The following is a 16,107-nucleotide window of genomic DNA, read 5'->3' as shown; positions in this document are numbered from 1 at the left end:
GATTACGGATGCGTGCGCATCCCTCGCCGAAGTACCTGCACACTCTACCTCACGCGCGATCTGGCGGAAGCTGGGAGCTGCGGGGTGCGACTCAGTAGAACTCGCGCGTGTTGACGCGGTTGATGAGCGGCTCGCCGTCGAGGAAGCGGCGCGCGTTCTCGACGAACAGCTCCGCGATCAGGCGCGGCTCGTCGGTGCTGATCGCGGCGGTGTGCGGCGCGATGATCGCGTTCGGCAGCTCCCACAGCGGGCTGTCGGCGGGCAGCGGTTCGACGTAGGTCACGTCGAGCACCGCGAGACCGACCCGACCGTCGGTGAGCGCCTCGACGAGCGCCGGCTCGTCAACGGTCGTTCCGCGCCCCACGTTCACGATCGTGATGCCGGGCTTGGCGGCGGCGAGCACCTCGCGGCTCAGCATCTTCTCGGTCTCGGCCGTGCCGGGCAGCGCCAGCACGATCGCGTCGACCTCGCCCGCGACGCGCGCGAGCTCCTCCACCGGGAAGATCTCGCTGACGCCGGGCGCCTCGACCTGGCGGCGATGCACCCCGACCACGCGGAAGCCGAGCTGCGCGAGCTTCTCGGCGGTGTGGCGGCCGATCGAGCCGAGGCCGACGACGGCGACGGTCGAGTCGGCGGCGCGGCCGAGCGCTCGACGCGGCGCCCACTCATGACGGCGCTGGGTGGCCTGCAGCCAGGGCAGCTGCTTCGCCCCGGCGAGCACGCCGAAGATCGCGAACTCGGCGAGCGGGACCGCATGCACCCCGGCCGAGGTGGAGAACGCGATGCGCTCCAGCGCCTCCGCGGAGAGGTTCGCGGCCTTCACCTGCTGGCCGCCGCCCGCGGGGATCGTGTGCACCCAGCGGAGCTTCGGGTTCGCGGCCACGGTGCGCGCGAGCGCCTTGCCGGAGTGGTCGGGCACCCCGTAGAGCGCATCCGCCGTGTCGACGAGCTGCTCGAAGCGCGCCTGGTCTTCCGGGGTCCGCTTCGACCAGGTCATCCAGTCGACGCTCGGCTCGGCGAGCAGTTCGGGCGCGTGCACGAGGTCGATGCGCGGCTCGCGCTCGACGATCATCGCGGCGTCGGCGGGGAACAGAGGAGTCGCGACCACGACGCGAAGGCGAGCTGAGGTGTCCATGTGCTCCCAGGGTACCGATCCGGCGCGCGCCTAGTCCTCGTCGAGGAGGTCGAGCGGCAGGTTCGGGGCGAGGCGACGCAGACTCTGGAACGTCGGAACCAGGTGCGTGTAGAGCTCGGCGAACACCGGCAGCAGCTGGCTGTAGACGGCGAGCGCGCGCGGCTCCGGCCGAACAGAGTCCTCGACGGGGATCAGCTCGTCGACGATGTCGATCGAGTCGATCAGCCCGAGAGCCTCCATGCCGAGCAGCGCCGCGCCGAAGCTCGAGCCCTCCTGGCCCTCGGCGAAGTCGACCGTCATTCCGAGCGCCGCGGCCAGGACGCCCCGCCAGAGGTCATTGCGGGTCACGCCGCCGGTGGCTCGCACGTGCGTCACGTCGAGGCCCGCGGCGCGCATCGACTGCAGCACGAGCGCGAGCTGCAGGCAGACGCCTTCGACCGAGGCGCGCAGCAGGTGCTCGCGCCGATGCCCGCGGGTGAGCCCCAGGTAGGCCCCGGTGGGCAACGCGCTCCAGTGCGGGGCCCGCTCCGACAGCAGATAGGGAAGCATGATGAGCCCGCCGGAGCCGGGCTGGGCGCGAGCGGCGAGCTCGAGCAGCTCCGCCTCGCTGCCCTCGCCGAGTTCGGGGGCGAAGATGCCGCGAGCCCAGCCGAGCGTCGCTCCCCCGTTGTTGATGGCGCCGCCGACGACCCAGCGGTCCTCGGTGAGGGCGTAGCAGAACACGCCGCCCTGCGGGTCGACCGCGGGCCGGTCGACGCCGACGCGCAGCGCGCCGCTCGTGCCGATCGAGCACGCGGCGACGCCCGGGCGCACCGCCCCGACGCCGAGGTTCGCGAGCGGCCCGTCCCCGGCGCCGACCACCACCTCGAGCGTCTCGGGAAGCCCCATCGCCTCGGCCGCCTCGGCCGTGAGTCCGGGCAGCACGTCCCGCGTGCGGACCAGCTCGGGAAGCTGCTCGGGCGACACCCCGGCCAGTGCCAGCGCCTCCGCATCCCAGGCGAGCTGGTGGATGTCCATCAGCCCGGTTCCCGAGGCGAGCGAGTGGTCGATCACCAGCGCGCCGCACATGTGCACGAGCACCCAGTCCTTGATGCCCACCCAGAACGCCACCGACTCGTGCAGCTTCGGCTCCATCTCACGGAACCAGATCAGCTTCGTGAGCGGCGACATCGGATGGATGGGGGTGCCGGTTCGGCGATGCAGCGCGAGACCGCTCACCCCGCCCCGCAGCCGCTCGGCCTGCGGCGCGGCGCGCGTGTCGCCCCAGGTGATGACCGGGGTCATCGGCTCATAGAGCGGGCCGAGGCCCATCAGGCTGTGCATCGCCGACGAGAACGAGATGCCGCGCACACGGTCGGCGCCCACCTCACGGGCGACGTCCGCCACCGCACGGTAGGCGGCGGCGAGGATCTGCTCGGGATCCTGCACGGCATAGCCGGGGTGCGGGGTCTGCAGCTCGTAGCCGTGCGAGGCCTGGGCCAGCTGGCTGCCGTCCGGGGTGAAGGCGACCGCCTTCGTGCTCGTGGTGCCGAGGTCGAGGCCGATCACGACATCGCGCACGGCGGCTGCGCCGGTCATCTCCGAATCCTCTCAGGCGGCGGGGTCGTCGAGCCAGGTCGAGACGAGCACCTTGCCGCTCGCGCTCGAATCGCGCGCGATGTCGAAGGCCTCCGCCGCCGACTCCGCCGGAATCACCTGGGTGACCACCGAGGCCACGGCGGGCTCGGCCGCCAGGATGCGGATCGCCTCGTCGATCTCGTCGACGAAGCGGAAGACGCCGTGGATGGTGAGCTCTTTCGAGATCGCCGGGGCGAGGTTGATCGGGCGCCCCTCGTCGGGAACCATGCCGATCTGCACGACGATGCCGCGGCGGCGCGCCGAGCGGAATGCCTGCGAGATGGCGGGCGCGGCACCGGAGCACTCCAGCACCACGTCGAAGGCGTTCTCGGGGATGTCTTCGGTGCCGATCTGGATCGTCCGGTCGGCCCCCACGGCCCGCCCGCGGGCCAGAGGCTCGGGCAGCAGGTCGGTGATGGTGACCTCGGCGGCGCCGCGGCTCTTGGCGGCGGCCACCGCGAGCAGGCCGATCGGGCCGGCGCCGGAGACGAGCACGCGCTTGCCGGTCACGTCGCCGGCGCGCGTCACGCCGTGCAGCGAGACGGCGAGCGGTTCGGCGAGCGCGGCGGCCTCGAGCGACAGCTCCTCGGGCAGAACCCGCACCATGCGAGCGTCGACGATCAGGTATTCGCTCATGCCGCCCTGCGTGTGCGGCGTCGTGGAGGCGCTGCCCAGGTACGAGCCGCCCGGCCAGAGGTTCGGCGCATCCTCGATGCCCGGCTCGCTCTGCCCGAAGCGCGCCGGGTGCACGGTCACCGGGGTGCCGGGAGTGAAGGTGCCGCTGGGGTCGAGATCGACGCGACCGGAGAGCTCGTGCCCGGGGGCCAGCGGCTCCTTCACGACGAAGGCGCCGTTCGCGCCCTCGAAGTAGTAGTGCAGGTCGGAGCCGCAGATGCCGACGAAGTGGACGCGGATGCGCACCTGGCCCTCGCCGGGCTCGGGCAGCGGAACCTCGCGTTCGACGAGGTCGAGCTTGCCGTCGATGTAGAGCGCCTTCACGGCATCCTCCTGGAGTTGTGGTGCGGGAGCGCCGCTCGGCGCCCGGGGTTCGGGTCAGACGACCGAGGTCATTCCGCCGTCGACGAAGATGTTCTGCCCGCTGACGAAGTCGCTCGCCGGCGAGGCGAGGTAGATCAGGGTGCCGGCGAGCTCTTCGACCTGGCCCCAGCGACGAGCGGGCGTGCGGTTCTCGAGCCAGGCGGTGAACTCCGGGTCCTCGACGAGCGCCTTGTTCATGTCGGTGGCGAAGTAGCCGGGAGAGAGCGTGTTGACCTGGATGTTGTGGCGGGCCAGATCGGCGGCCATGCCCCGACTGAGCTGGGCGACTCCGGCCTTGGTGGCGCCGTAGGGGGCGATCGTCTGCCGCGCGAGCTGCGACTGCACCGACGCGATGTTGATGATCTTGCCGGAGCCGCGCTCGACCATGCCGGGCGCGACGAAGCGCGAGACGTAGAAGACGCCGGAGAGGTTGCCCGCGACGAGGGCATCCCAGTCGGCGACCGGGAACTCGGCGAACGGGGCGCGGCGCTGGAGGCCGGCGTTGTTGACGAGGATGTCGGGCACGCCGACGCGCTCGACGAGCTCGGCGATGCCGGCCTCGACCGCGGTCGCGTCGGTGACGTCGAACAGCACCAGCTCGGGGCGCGCGCCGTGGCTGCGCTCGATGGCGTCGGCGGTCTCCTGCAGGGCGCTCGCGTCGCGGCCGTGGATGACCAGGCGCGCTCCGGCGTCCGCGAGGGCGAGCGCGAGGCCGCGCCCGAGTCCGCGCGAGGATCCGGTGACGAGGGCGAGCTTGCCGCCGAGGTCGAACGAGGTGGTCATGGTGTTTCTCCGAGTTGCCGAGTGAGGGTGCGGCGGGAGCGTGCGTGTGGTGATCGCACGCTCCCGCCGCGACAGGGTGGGTGTGGGCTAGACCATCGAGCCCACGGCGAAGACCAGCAGCGCGGCCACGAATCCGGCGAGGGATTCGATGGTCTGCTGCACCGTCCAGGTCTTCAGGGTGGTCTTGACGTCCATGCCCATCAGTCGACCGACCAGCCAGAAGCCGGAGTCGTTGACGTGACCGGCGAAGACCGATCCCGCCGCGGTCGCGATGACGACGGCCGCGAGCTGCAGCGGGTTGAAGCCCGCCGCGATGACGGCCGGGGCGAACAGGCCCGCCGCGGTGACGAGCGCGACGGTGGCCGAGCCCTGGGCGACGCGCAGCACGACAGCGGCGACGTAGACCGCGACGATGAGCGGCAGACCGATGTCGCTGAGCACCTCGGCGAGGGCGGTGCCGATCCCGGAGGTGCGCAGCACGCCGCCGAACATGCCACCGGCGCCGGTGATGAGCACGACCGAGCAGATCGGGCCGAGCGCCGTGTCCAGGATGCGCTCGAGCGCCGTGCCGTTCACGCCCCGGCGGCGGCCGAGCACGAAGGCGGCGACGAACACCGAGATGAGCAGCGCGATGGAGCTGGTGCCGATGAGCGTCATGGCCTGGTACCACCAGGTGGTCTCGTCGACGACGCCGACCGAGCGCAGCGAGTTCAGTCCGGTGTTCATCAGGATGAGCACGAGCGGGAGGGCGAGCAGCGCGATGACCGTGCCGGCCTTCGGCGGGTTGGTGGGCTCGACGTCGTCCTCGGGGCCGCCGAACAGCGACAGCACGGGAAGCGGAATGCGCTTGTTGATGAACTTGGCCCACAGGTAGCCGGAGAGGTACCAGAGCGGGAACGCGATGATCAGTCCGACGATGAGCACGATGCCGAGGTCGGCGCCGTAGTACTCCGTGGCGGTGATGGGGCCCGGGTGCGGGGGCAGGAAGATGTGCATCACCGAGAAGCCGGCGGCCGCCGTGATGCCGTAGAGCAGCATGTTCTTGCCGCCGAGGCGTCGCGCCACCGCGAACACGATCGGGAGCATGACGATCAGGCCCGCGTCGAAGAAGATCGGGAAGCCCATGACGAGCGAGGCGATGCCGAGGGCGAAGGGGGCGCGCTTCTCACCGAAGACGTCGACCATCTTGTCGGCGAGGATGCGGGCGCCGCCGCTGGCCTCGACCAGTCGCCCGAGCATCGCACCGAGTCCGACCAGCAGGGCGACGGAACCCAGTGTCGAGCCGAACCCGGAGATCAGGACGTTGGCGACCTGGCCGATCGGGATTCCGGCGACGATCGCCGTCGCCAGCGAGACGAGGACGAGGGTCAAGAACGCGTGGACCCGGAACACGATGACGAGCACCAGGATCAGGGCGATCGCGCCGGCAGCGATGCCGAGCAAGGGACCAACCTCGAGGGTCTGTGTCCAATCTTCCATTGAGACTTCTCCGTTGAATTGATGGAATCGGCGGGCGAGGCTGCGCGCCGGGGGTGCTGCTCGGTCCGTCGACGCCGTCGCTGGCGCGTCGTCCCCGAACAGTGGGAGCCACTGTGACACAATGATCATACTTTTACAACTAGATGATCATATTTTTTGTATCGACGTCACCGACGACGGAAGAATGAGTGCATGGCGAAGACAGCACAGGGGCGAGGTTCGCACAGCGACGTGCTCGAGAGCCTCGGCCGGGGCATCGCCACCGGCGAGCTCTCCGAGGGCCGCGTGCTCACGCTCGCCGAGCTTGAGGCCGAGCACGGCGCCAGCCGCACCGTGATCCGCGAGGCCGTGCGCGTGCTCGAATCGCGCGGCATGCTCACCTCCCGTCGCCGCGTCGGCATCACCGTGCTCCCCCACGACGACTGGGATGCGTTCGACGCCTCCGTGATCCGCTGGAACCTCGCCGGGCCGCGCCGGCAGGAGCAGCTCGCGATGCTCACCGAGCTGCGCGGCGCCATCGAGCCGACCGCGGCGCGGCTCGCCGCGGTGCGCGCGAGCTTCGACGACAAGGCTCGACTGCGCCGGCTCGGAGACGAGCTGGACACCCTCGGCCGCCGCGGCCTCGGCGCCAGCCCCGAATACCTCGAGGTCGACGTCGCCTTCCACCGGCTGCTCCTGGAGGCCTCCGGCAATGTGATGCTGGCGCAGCTCGCCATCCCCGTCGAAGAGGTGCTGCGCGGTCGAGCCGCTCTCGGGCTCACGCCGTCGATCCCCGCCGAAGGCACCCTCGAGAACCACGTCGCCACTGCCGCCGCGATCTCGGCGGGCGATGCGCACGCCGCCGAAGCGGGCGCGCGAACCTATGTCTCGCTCGTCGCGCTCGAGGTGAGCTCACCCGTTCGCGGGGAGCGCCCACGCGAGGCGGGCTAGGCTGAAGCGGCTGTCCGCAGCCCCGACCTCCCGAGACACATCGGGCCCAGAATCACAAAAGGAGTGACGTGCCAGAGCAGTCGAAGGCCAACATCGGCGTCATCGGATTGGCGGTGATGGGCTCGAACTTGGCCCGCAACCTCGCCAGTCGCGAAGGAAACACCGTCGCGGTGTTCAACCGGTCGTATGAGAAGACCGAGACGCTCATCACCGAGCACCCCGAAGCCGGCTTCGTTCCGGCGAAGACCTACGCCGACTTCGCCGAGTCGCTCAGCACCCCGCGCACCGCCATCATCATGGTGCAGGCCGGCCGTGCCACCGACGCCGTCATCGACGAGCTGGTCAAGGTGTTCGAACCGGGCGACATCATCGTCGACGGCGGCAACGCGCTGTTCACCGACACCATCCGCCGTGAGAAGGCCGTCCGCGCCACGGGCATCAACTTCGTCGGCGCCGGCATCTCCGGCGGCGAGGAGGGCGCCCTGCTCGGCCCCTCGATCATGCCCGGCGGCTCCGCCGAGGCCTGGGTCACCCTCGGCCCGATCCTCAAGTCGATCGCCGCGGTTGCCGAAGGCGAGCCCTGCGTCACCCACGTCGGCACCGACGGCGCCGGTCACTTCGTCAAGATGATCCACAACGGCATCGAGTACGCCGACATGCAGCTCATCGCCGAGGCCTACGACCTGATCCGTCGCGGCACCGGCAAGAGCCCGTCCGAGATCGCCGACATCTTCGCCGAGTGGAACCGCGGCGAGCTCGAGAGCTACCTCATCGAGATCACCGCCGAGGTGCTGCGCCAGGTGGACGCCGAGACCGGCGCCCCGCTCGTCGACGTCATCCTCGATCAGGCCGGCGCCAAGGGCACCGGCGCCTGGACCGTGCAGTCGGCGCTCGACCTGGGCATCCCCGTGTCGGGGATCGCCGAGGCCGTCTTCGCCCGCTCGCTCTCCTCCAAGCCCGCGCAGCGCGCCGCCGCCTCCGACCTCCCCGGCCCCGCCGAGGAGTGGACGGTGACGGATGCCGACGCCTTCGTCGAGGACGTGCGCCGCGCGCTCTATGCCTCGAAGATCGTCGCCTACTCGCAGGGCTTCGACGAGATCATCGCCGGTGCCGAGGAGTACGGCTGGGACATCCAGAAGGGCGAGATCGCCAAGATCTGGCGCGGCGGCTGCATCATCCGCGCCCAGTTCCTCAACCGCATCACCGAGGCCTACGCCGAGAACCCGGGCCTTGTCGCGCTGCTCACCGCGCCGTACTTCCGTGAGGCGCTCACCGGCGCACAGGAGGCCTGGCGTCGCGTCGTCGTGGCGGCCGCGCAGGCGGGCATCCCGTCGCCGGCGTTCTCGTCGTCGCTGTCGTACTACGACGGCCTGCGCGCCGACCGCCTGCCGGCGGCGCTCGTGCAGGGTCAGCGCGACTTCTTCGGCGCGCACACCTACAAGCGCGTCGACAAGGACGGCACCTTCCACACGCTGTGGTCGGGCGACCGCAGCGAGATCAGCGCCACCGACGCGCACTAGTCGGTCTCGAAACGCCGAACGGGCGGTGCTGCCACCACACAGCGCCGCCCGTTCGCGTTTCTTCCCCTCCGCACCGATCAGTCGGTGTGGAAGACCTCAGGAAGCTCCTTCCACCACTCGCCCTCGGCGCGGTCGTCGAGCGGACGCTGCAGCGGCTCCTGCACCGCCCACCAGCGCTGCGTCTCCGGGTCCGCGGCGATCGCGGCCATGTCGGCCTCGTAGTCGTCACCGGTGTACTCGAAGTACGAGAACAGCAGGTCGCCGTGGCGGTAGATCGAGTAGTTGTGGATGTTGCTGAGCGCCAGGCGCTCCAGCACGCCCGGCCACACGGCGGCGTGATACCGCTCGTACTCGGCGCGGTTCTCGGGCGGCAGGCCGATGACCTGGGCGACGCGCTTCACGATTGCTGCCTCACTCTCAAGTGCGTGACGCCGCCGTCGACCTCGAGGGCGGTGCCGGTCGTCGAGCCCGACAGCGGGCTCGCCAGGTACAGGATCGCTCCGGCGACCTCCTCCGGGGTCACCATCCGACCGGTCGCCTGGCGGGCGTCGAGCGCCGCGCGCTCCTTCACCGGGTCATCGAACTGGGTCAGGAAGTTCTCGACGAACGGCGTCGCGACCGTGCCCGGGCTGACCGCGTTGACGCGGACGCCCTCCCGCACGTGGTCGGTCGCCATCGCGTAGGTGAGCGAGAGCACCGCACCCTTGGAGGCGTTGTACAGCGCCCGCTGCGGCAGGCCGTTGAGCGCGCCGATCGAGCAGAGGTTGACGATCGCGGCGTGCTGCGAGGCGCGCAGATGCGGCAGCGCGGCGGCGCTCACCCGGGCCATGCCGGTCACGTTGATGTCGAGCACGCGCGCCCAGTCCTCGTCGGCGAGCTCCTCGACGGTCCCGATCGCCGAGATGCCGGCGTTGTTCACGACGATGTCGATGCCCCCGAACTTCTCGACGACCGCCGCGATCGCCGCGTTGACCGAGTCCCGGTCGGCGACGTTCGCGACGAAGCCGGTGAGCCGGTCATCGGTCAGCGTCTCGGGCTTCAGATCGAGCACGGCGACGTGCGCGCCTTTATCGGCAAAGGCGAGCGCGGTCGCCAGGCCGATGCCGGAGGCACCGCCGGTGACCACGGCCACAAGGCCGTCGAATTCGCTGGTCATGCCTGCACCATCTCCTGTCGGGCGCGGCCGAGGCCGTCGATCTCGAGTTCGACCACGTCGCCCGCGCGCAGGTACGGGTTGCCGTCGATGCCGAGCGCGACGCCGGCCGGGGTGCCGGTGTTCACGACGTCGCCCGGGTGCAGCACCATGAACTGCGAGAGGTACCAGATGATGTGGCGGATGCCGAAGATCATGTTCGCCGTGGTGCCGTTCTGACGCTCCACCCCGTTGACCCAGAGCCGAAGGCCGAGGGCCTGCGGGTCGGCGATCTCATCGGCGGGCACGAGGGCGGGGCCGAAGGGGTTGAACGTCTCGCAGCTCTTGCCCTTGTCCCACTGGCCGCCGCGCTCGAGCTGGAACTCTCGCTCCGAGACGTCGTGTGAGACCGCGTAGCCGGCGATCACCGCGTCGGCGTCCTCCGGCGAGTCGAGGTAGCGCGCGGTCTGGCCGATCACCACGCCGAGCTCGACCTCCCAGTCGGTCTTGACCGAGGCGCGCGGAATGAGCACGGTGTCGAACGGGCCGATCATGGTCGACGGGTCCTTCATGAAGATCACCGGCTCGGCGGGGATCGCGGCCCCGGTCTCCTCCGCGTGGTCGCGGTAGTTCAGGCCGATGCAGACGATCTTGCCGGGACGCGCGATCGGTGCTCCGACGCGCAGGCCGTCCGCGTCGAGCTGCGGAAGCTCGCCCCTCTCGAGCGCGGCCCGCGCCGCGGCCACGCCGTCGCGTGCGAAGAAGGCGCCGTCGATGTCGGTCGTGATCGACCGCAGGTCGTAGCTGGCGCCGTCGCGCTGAACGACGGGGATCTCAGAGCCGAGGGGGCCGAGTCGGGCGAAATTCACGTTGATCTACTCCTGGTTGTCATTCGAATGGATTGAGACCGAGCGCGACGCCTTCGTCGTCTTGGGATTCATAGGCGGCTTCGACGACCGCCATGGTGTGCAGGACGTCATCGACCGCCGTCGGCAGAGTCGGCACCGAGCCCTCGACGAAGCGCTGCAAGGAGCTCATCGATCCGATGAACGCGTCGGGGAACCAGGACCCCTCGAAGGGAACCGGCTGCCACCCCCGCTCCGGTTCGGCGACCAGCGCCAGTTCGAGCTTATCGAGCCCACCCGTCGGGTAGTTCAGCATCAGGCCCATCTGCGCGCGGATCGCGCCGAGGGTGCCCTCCCACTTGATGAAGCTCTCCTCGTAGTCGGCGCCGAAGCCGTGATCGTGGTTCGTGCTCACCGTGACGCGCAGAGGCCGGTCGCGGTAGCGCATGAGCACCGTCGACCGCGTGTTCGACACCTGGTCCTTCATCGGATGCCGCACCGTCACCGCACTCACCGAGTCCGGATCACCGAGGAACGAGCGCACCAGGTCCATGTAGTGCACGCTGTGCATGTTGAGCTCGAGTCGTTCCATGCCGAGCACGTTCGGGAAGATCTCCCACGGGGTCTCGGTCGCGACGCGGATCTCCAGGTCGTACAGCTCGCCGATCACGCCCTCCGCGATGAGTCGGCGTGCCTCGGCCACGTACGGCGCGAACCGCAGCTGCGTGTTCACGGCCGCGATCAAGCCCTTGCGGTGACACACGTCGCGCACGATCCGCCCCTCGGCGAGCGAGTGGCCGAGGGGCTTCTGGATCAGCACCGCGGCACCGTCCGGCAGCGCCTCCAGGGTGTCGACGTACTGCTCGGGCATCAGCGCGATGTCGTACACCGCGTCCGCGGGTGCCGCGGCGACCGCCTCTTCGACGGTGCCGAAGACATGCTCGATCCCGTACTCGTCGGCCAGCGCCTGGGCACGCGCCACGGTGCGGTTGACGAGACCCCACACGGGAAACCCCGCCTTGCGGTAGGCCGGCAGATGCGCGTCGCGGACGATGCCCCCGGTCCCGAGGATCACGATCGGACGCGGCGCGTTCGGCAGAGCGAGGGTGTACGCCTCCGCCGGGTGCCGCTCTGGGAAGTCGACCATCGCTAGCCCTTCACCGCTCCGACCGTCTGCCCCCGGATCAGGAAGCGCTGGGCCCCCAGGAACACGATCAGCAGCGGCAGCATGGAGATGACCGTGGCAAGCGCCAGCTGCGGCAGGTACAGCTTGACGTCGAGCCCGGCCGCGACGGTCGCGTTGAACAGCGGGCTCGCGCCGATGAGCTCCTGGATTCCGATCGAGATCGTCTTGTTGTCCTGGCTCGACGTCAGCAATGCGAGCGGGAGGAAGAAGTTCGTCCAGTTCGCCACGAACGAGAAGAAGGCCACGAGCGCCACGACCTGCTTCGAGATCGGCAGCCCCACCTGGAAGAAGATCGCGATCTCACCGAGTCCGTCGATGCGCGCGGCCTCGACGAGTTCCGGCGGCATGGTCGTCATGAAGTGGATATAGCTGAGGTACACCCCGAACGGGAAGAAGCCCATGATGATCGCCACCGGCCAGAGCTGGCCGACCGCGCCGATCGCGTTGACCTCGAGGAACAGCGGGATGACGAGCACGGTGTTCGGCATCACCATCGCCAGCAGCGTGGCGAACAGCCACGCGCGGCGGGCTCGGAATCGGAGTCGCGCGAGCGCGTAGCCCGCGGGCAGCGCTGCGGTCAGGGCGAGAACGCCGCCGACGACCGAGACGATCAGCGAGTTGAGGATCCACCGCGGAAACAGGCCGCCGTCGCCGGGGCCGAAGCCGTTGATCTGGCTCCAGCTGTAGACGACGTTGTCCCACGAGAGCCCGAGGAGCCCGAGGAAGCCGTCGGACCCTGCCGCGACGTTCTCCTGGCTGCGGAAGGCCATCGCGATGAAGCCGAGGATCGGCAGCAGGAACGCTGCGGCGACGAGCACCATGACGGTGACGCGCGCAATGCGGCCGACGCTCCATCGGCGCGAGCCGACGACGCGGTGCAGTTCAGCGGACGAGACGCTCATCGCGCACTCTCCTTTTCTTCACCGAAGAGTCCACTTCGGAAGACGATGATGATTCCGATCGCGAGCGTGATGATCAGCAGGATGATCGACATCGCCGCGGCCGCCGGGAAGTTGCGGTTGGTGAAGGCGAACGCATAGCCGAGTTGAGTGGGCGCCCACGTGTCGTCGATCGACCCGGAGGAGATCTGCCGGAGGAGGTAGGGCTCGAGGAAGAGCTGGAACCCGTAGGCGAGGTTCATGAGCGCCGCGTATCCGATCCACGGCCTGATCAGCGGCAGCTTGACCCGCCACGCCAGCTGCCAGGCGTTCGCGCCGTCGAGCTGCGCGGCTTCGAAGATCTCATCGGGGATCCCGTTGAGCCCGCCGTTGACGATCACGATCCAGGTGCCGACGCCTTGGAAGAAAAGCATTGCGGTGAGGATCGCGGGGAGGTTCCCGGTCGTCACCACCTGCTTCAGGGTGTTGAGCTCAAGCCCTTGCCACAGCGGCGCGAGCGGCGACTGCGTGGGGTGCAGCAGGTACACCCAGAGCACGAAGTTGGCGATTCCGCTGAGCGCGCCCGGGATGTAGTAGATGAAGCGCATCGCCCCGCCGAAGCGACCGGGGCTGGCGTGCACGAGCAGCGCGAGCCCGACGATGCCCAGGAGCATGAGCGGCAGCCAGACGGCCATCACCGTGAAGATGTTCACGAAGGTGTCGGCGAAGCGGTAGTCGGTGAACGCCGTGACGAAGGAGTCGAACCCGCCGAAACCCGACGAGGGGTCCACCAGAGTGGGGGCCCGCTGCATCGAGATCCAGAACGCGTATCCGATCGGGATCGCCGCGGCGACCAGGAACAGCAGGATGTAGGGCGAGAGCAGAATCCAGGCGCTGCGCGCTTCGACGCGGTGCGGCGCCCGCCGTTTGACGGGTCGAGCGGGCTTCGACAGCAGTGTCGCTGAGCTCATGGGGATACCTCGTGGTGGAGTCGAAAGTGAGACGGTGGAAGAAAGGGGGCGCCTGCCGCGCCGACAGGCGCCCCCTCGCGTCGGACGCTACTCGGCGATGACCGTGTAGCCGACCGAATTCGCGCGGTTGACGAGCTCGGTTCCGAAGGCGCCGATCGCGTCCTCGACCGATCCCCCGCCGATCAGCGTCGGGCTCACCGTCTCGGTCCACACCGAACCCGTGTCGTACAGCATGTACGAGTACGGAGCGACCGCACCGGCGGCGGCCTTGAAGGCCTCCTGCACGGCCGGCACATCGGCGAAGTAGGCGTCTTCCGCGAGCTTCTCGAGCCAGGCGTCCTGGATCGGGCCATAGCCCGGAAGACCGGTCGAGAGCTCAACCTGCCAACGCGGGTCGGTGGCGACGAAGGTCGCGAACGTCAGCGCGTTCTCGAGCTGCTTGCCGGTGATGTGCGACGAGACGCCCCACAGTCCACCGCCCTCGTTGCCCGCGGACGGAGCCGACTCGCCTTCCCAGGTGAGCGGCGCAACGGCGCTCATCTGGTTCGCGGGGATCTGCCACGTGTCGCGGAACAGGTAGTTGCCCCACCACACCGCACCGGGGCTCATGACGAGGTTCACGCCGGACTCGGCCGCGTCACCATCGAAGATTCCCTGGGTCGTGAGCGCCCCGCCGTCGTACATCGTCGAGAGCAGCTCGGTCGCCCGAACACAGTTCGGGTCGTCGAGGTTGATGTGCGCCTCCGACTCCGACACGCGGTCGTTGGTCGGGCAGTCCGCGGCCTGCATGTAGCGGTTGATCGCGTAGGCGTCACCGAGGAAGCCGCTGATCTTGCCGGGGTGCTCCGCGGCGATCTGCACGGCGAGCTCGCCGTACTCTTCCCACGTGGTCGGCAGCGTGTAGCCGTTCTCGTCGAAGAACGCCTTGTTGTACCAGAACACGTCCGGCGCCGCGTCGTTGCGGAGGCAGCGGATCTGACCATCGAAGTCGCAGAACGACAGGACGGCCGGGTCGTAGCCCTCGATGACCTCGGGCAGGAGGTCGGTCAGGTCGGCGGCGTAGTTGCTCGTCGAGTTGGTCGCCCAGGCGATGTCGTCGTTGGACGGGAAGAAGATCGCGTCCGGCCAGCCCGATCCGGCCGAGTCGAAGTTGGCGAACGCCTGCTTGACGGTCTGGCCGCCGACGGTGCCGTCGATCTGCACGACGTCGATCTCGATGTCGGGGTAGGCCGCGACGAAGGCTTCAGCAGCCGGCACGCGGGGCGGGTCGACCCAGACGGTGATCTTTCCGCCGGAATCGGTCTGGGCAACGGTGGACTCGCCACTCGTCGTGCAGCCGGACAGGGCGAGCGCGGCAATGGCGACAGTCGCCACTCCGGTGCTCACCGAGAGGAACCTCTTGGTCATCTTTGACACTCCTTGGGTGAGGTGGCGCTGACAGCACGCCATCGTGATTCTGTCGGGTGGAGCTGTGGGACCTCCCGCCGCTCTCCCGGTCACACGCTAGCCAGATCAGATCGATTAAGCAAACGTTTGACCACATGTGTTGAGCGGGACAACCCTCGAGCACCCACCCTACAAGAGATCGGATGAATCTGGCTAGTGCCGGCGCGCACACCGGGATCAAGTTGCCATAACGCACGAAAACGCGCGCAATCGTCCAATCTAAGGACGATTGCGCGCGTCAGTGTCGTCAGCGCGCGAGGCGGGCCGGATCGATCCGATAGAACTCGGCTGCGGTGCGCCCCAGCACCCGTTCGCGATCGGAATCCGAAAGCGTGTCGAAGAGCGGCACCAGACCGTTCCACACCCGGGTGTAGCCGCCCGCGAGGATCGAGACGGGCCAGTCGCCGCCGTACATCAGCCGCTCCGCGCCGAAGAGCTCCACGGCGTGGTCGAAGAAGGGGCGGATCTGCTCGGTCGTCCAGGCGGCCGGATCCTCGGTCGCCGAGTAGAGGCCGCTCACCTTGCCGTACACGAGCGGATTCTGCGCCGCCGCCGCCATGAGCCCCCACCAGGGCTCGCGATCGGGAAGGCCGATCGGGGGCTTCGACAGATGGTCGATCACCATACGCAGTTCGGGGTGCCGCTCGGAGATGAGGGGAATCAGCTCGAGATGGCGCGGCAGCACCGCGACGACGTCGAATGCGACCCCCGCCTTCTCGAGGAGCCCGAGGCCCTCATCGACGTCAGGACGCAGCAGCCAGTCGGGATCCGCCTGATTGTGGATGAGCGTGCGGACGCCGACCATCCGGGAATCTCCTCGCCAGGACTCCAGCGTCGCCGCGACATCGTGCGGCCGTTCCAACGGCGCGTATCCGACGATCGCCGCGACCTCAGGATGGGTGTCCGCCGACTCGACCATCAGCGCGGTGTCCTCGGGATTGTCCGCGGACTGCACCTGCACGGTGAAGTCCACGCCGACGGCGCGCATCTCCGGCAGCAGCTCGTCGAAGGCGACGGCGCGGTTGATCGGCGCGAGCTCCGGGCCCAGCCAGGCATACTCCGCGCGCTGGGGATCCCAGACGTGCTGGTGCGAATCGATGACGGGGAACGTCATGGTCTGCTCCTTCTGTTGGTGTGATCGGCGTTG

15 protein-coding genes are annotated in these 16,107 nt (G+C 69.2%); 2 read left to right on the top strand and 13 right to left on the bottom strand.

Translation table 11 applies throughout. The annotated features are described in order from the left end of the window. Positions 1-91: 91 nt before the first annotated feature. From ACR3ZA_RS10685 to ACR3ZA_RS10665, 5 genes are all read right to left on the bottom strand, one after another. Positions 92-1,135, bottom strand: coding sequence for an NAD(P)-dependent oxidoreductase (locus ACR3ZA_RS10685; protein WP_473661941.1), 1,044 nt, complete (start codon positions 1,133-1,135; stop codon positions 92-94). A 30-nt stretch (positions 1,136-1,165) separates the two neighbouring features. Beyond that, complete coding sequence (locus tag ACR3ZA_RS10680; protein ID WP_473661940.1) at positions 1,166-2,713, bottom strand: FGGY family carbohydrate kinase; 1,548 nt, start codon at positions 2,711-2,713, stop codon at positions 1,166-1,168. A 12-nt stretch (positions 2,714-2,725) separates the two neighbouring features. Next, positions 2,726-3,751, bottom strand: coding sequence for a zinc-binding dehydrogenase (locus ACR3ZA_RS10675; RefSeq protein WP_473661939.1), 1,026 nt, complete (start codon positions 3,749-3,751; stop codon positions 2,726-2,728). Between the two features lie 54 nt (positions 3,752-3,805). Beyond that, positions 3,806-4,573 (bottom strand): SDR family oxidoreductase, encoded by a 768-nt coding sequence (locus ACR3ZA_RS10670; RefSeq protein ID WP_473661938.1) that lies wholly within the window; start codon positions 4,571-4,573, stop codon positions 3,806-3,808. Between the two features lie 87 nt (positions 4,574-4,660). Further along, positions 4,661-6,052, bottom strand: coding sequence for a GntT/GntP/DsdX family permease (locus ACR3ZA_RS10665; RefSeq protein WP_473661937.1), 1,392 nt, complete (start codon positions 6,050-6,052; stop codon positions 4,661-4,663). A 192-nt stretch (positions 6,053-6,244) separates the two neighbouring features. Between ACR3ZA_RS10665 and ACR3ZA_RS10660 the strand changes: the two genes are divergently transcribed. Together ACR3ZA_RS10660 and gndA are read left to right on the top strand one after the other, a co-directional pair. Then, the gene (locus tag ACR3ZA_RS10660; protein ID WP_473661936.1) at positions 6,245-6,982 is read left to right on the top strand and encodes an FCD domain-containing protein; all 738 of its coding nucleotides are present in this window, start codon (positions 6,245-6,247) and stop codon (positions 6,980-6,982) included. A 116-nt stretch (positions 6,983-7,098) separates the two neighbouring features. Then, positions 7,099-8,502: an NADP-dependent phosphogluconate dehydrogenase gene (gndA, locus tag ACR3ZA_RS10655; RefSeq protein WP_473662313.1), complete on the top strand. Its 1,404-nt coding sequence runs from the start codon at positions 7,099-7,101 to the stop codon at positions 8,500-8,502. Between the two features lie 77 nt (positions 8,503-8,579). Here gndA and ACR3ZA_RS10650 read toward each other — a convergent pair whose 3' ends face one another. From ACR3ZA_RS10650 to ACR3ZA_RS10615, 8 genes are all read right to left on the bottom strand, one after another. Then, the gene (locus ACR3ZA_RS10650) at positions 8,580-8,903 is read right to left on the bottom strand and encodes an L-rhamnose mutarotase (RefSeq protein ID WP_473661935.1); all 324 of its coding nucleotides are present in this window, start codon (positions 8,901-8,903) and stop codon (positions 8,580-8,582) included. Next, positions 8,900-9,658 carry an SDR family oxidoreductase gene (locus ACR3ZA_RS10645; RefSeq protein ID WP_473661934.1) on the bottom strand — a complete coding sequence of 253 codons (759 nt, stop codon included), beginning with the start codon at positions 9,656-9,658 and terminating at the stop codon, positions 8,900-8,902. The genes ACR3ZA_RS10650 and ACR3ZA_RS10645 overlap by 4 nt, the downstream gene beginning before the upstream one ends. Then, positions 9,655-10,503, bottom strand: a complete 849-nt coding sequence (locus tag ACR3ZA_RS10640; protein WP_473661933.1) for a fumarylacetoacetate hydrolase family protein — start codon at positions 10,501-10,503, stop codon at positions 9,655-9,657. Before ACR3ZA_RS10640 ends, ACR3ZA_RS10645 begins: the two co-directional genes overlap by 4 nt. 19 nt (positions 10,504-10,522) lie before the next feature. Then, positions 10,523-11,626 carry a Gfo/Idh/MocA family oxidoreductase gene (locus tag ACR3ZA_RS10635; RefSeq protein ID WP_473661932.1) on the bottom strand — a complete coding sequence of 368 codons (1,104 nt, stop codon included), beginning with the start codon at positions 11,624-11,626 and terminating at the stop codon, positions 10,523-10,525. A gap of 2 nt (positions 11,627-11,628) precedes the next feature. Continuing rightward, positions 11,629-12,567 carry an ABC transporter permease subunit gene (locus ACR3ZA_RS10630; RefSeq protein WP_473661931.1) on the bottom strand — a complete coding sequence of 313 codons (939 nt, stop codon included), beginning with the start codon at positions 12,565-12,567 and terminating at the stop codon, positions 11,629-11,631. Beyond that, complete coding sequence (locus ACR3ZA_RS10625; RefSeq protein WP_473661930.1) at positions 12,564-13,514, bottom strand: ABC transporter permease subunit; 951 nt, start codon at positions 13,512-13,514, stop codon at positions 12,564-12,566. The genes ACR3ZA_RS10630 and ACR3ZA_RS10625 overlap by 4 nt, the downstream gene beginning before the upstream one ends. A gap of 87 nt (positions 13,515-13,601) precedes the next feature. Continuing rightward, entirely contained in the window at positions 13,602-14,921 is a 1,320-nt protein-coding gene (locus tag ACR3ZA_RS10620) for an extracellular solute-binding protein (protein ID WP_473661929.1), read from the bottom strand. Positions 14,922-15,207: 286 nt separating this feature from the next. Next, positions 15,208-16,074: an amidohydrolase family protein gene (locus ACR3ZA_RS10615; protein WP_473661928.1), complete on the bottom strand. Its 867-nt coding sequence runs from the start codon at positions 16,072-16,074 to the stop codon at positions 15,208-15,210. Between the last annotated feature and the right edge of the window lie 33 nt (positions 16,075-16,107).

The sequence above is a fragment of the Herbiconiux sp. J20-20 genome, from assembly GCF_057365085.1.
This window is presented reverse-complemented; position numbering and strand designations above follow the sequence as displayed.

Coding starts and splice junctions, on each gene's coding strand:
- ACR3ZA_RS10660 (WP_473661936.1), top strand. CDS start 6,245: ATGGCGAAGACAGCACAGGGGCGAGGTTCGCACAGCGACGTGCTCGAG.
- ACR3ZA_RS10670 (WP_473661938.1), bottom strand. CDS start 4,573: ATGACCACCTCGTTCGACCTCGGCGGCAAGCTCGCCCTCGTCACCGGA.
- ACR3ZA_RS10685 (WP_473661941.1), bottom strand. CDS start 1,135: ATGGACACCTCAGCTCGCCTTCGCGTCGTGGTCGCGACTCCTCTGTTC.
- ACR3ZA_RS10620 (WP_473661929.1), bottom strand. CDS start 14,921: ATGACCAAGAGGTTCCTCTCGGTGAGCACCGGAGTGGCGACTGTCGCC.
- ACR3ZA_RS10645 (WP_473661934.1), bottom strand. CDS start 9,658: ATGACCAGCGAATTCGACGGCCTTGTGGCCGTGGTCACCGGCGGTGCC.
- ACR3ZA_RS10665 (WP_473661937.1), bottom strand. CDS start 6,052: ATGGAAGATTGGACACAGACCCTCGAGGTTGGTCCCTTGCTCGGCATC.
- ACR3ZA_RS10630 (WP_473661931.1), bottom strand. CDS start 12,567: ATGAGCGTCTCGTCCGCTGAACTGCACCGCGTCGTCGGCTCGCGCCGA.
- ACR3ZA_RS10635 (WP_473661932.1), bottom strand. CDS start 11,626: ATGGTCGACTTCCCAGAGCGGCACCCGGCGGAGGCGTACACCCTCGCT.
- gndA (WP_473662313.1), top strand. CDS start 7,099: ATGGGCTCGAACTTGGCCCGCAACCTCGCCAGTCGCGAAGGAAACACC.
- ACR3ZA_RS10615 (WP_473661928.1), bottom strand. CDS start 16,074: ATGACGTTCCCCGTCATCGATTCGCACCAGCACGTCTGGGATCCCCAG.
- ACR3ZA_RS10680 (WP_473661940.1), bottom strand. CDS start 2,713: ATGACCGGCGCAGCCGCCGTGCGCGATGTCGTGATCGGCCTCGACCTC.
- ACR3ZA_RS10625 (WP_473661930.1), bottom strand. CDS start 13,514: ATGAGCTCAGCGACACTGCTGTCGAAGCCCGCTCGACCCGTCAAACGG.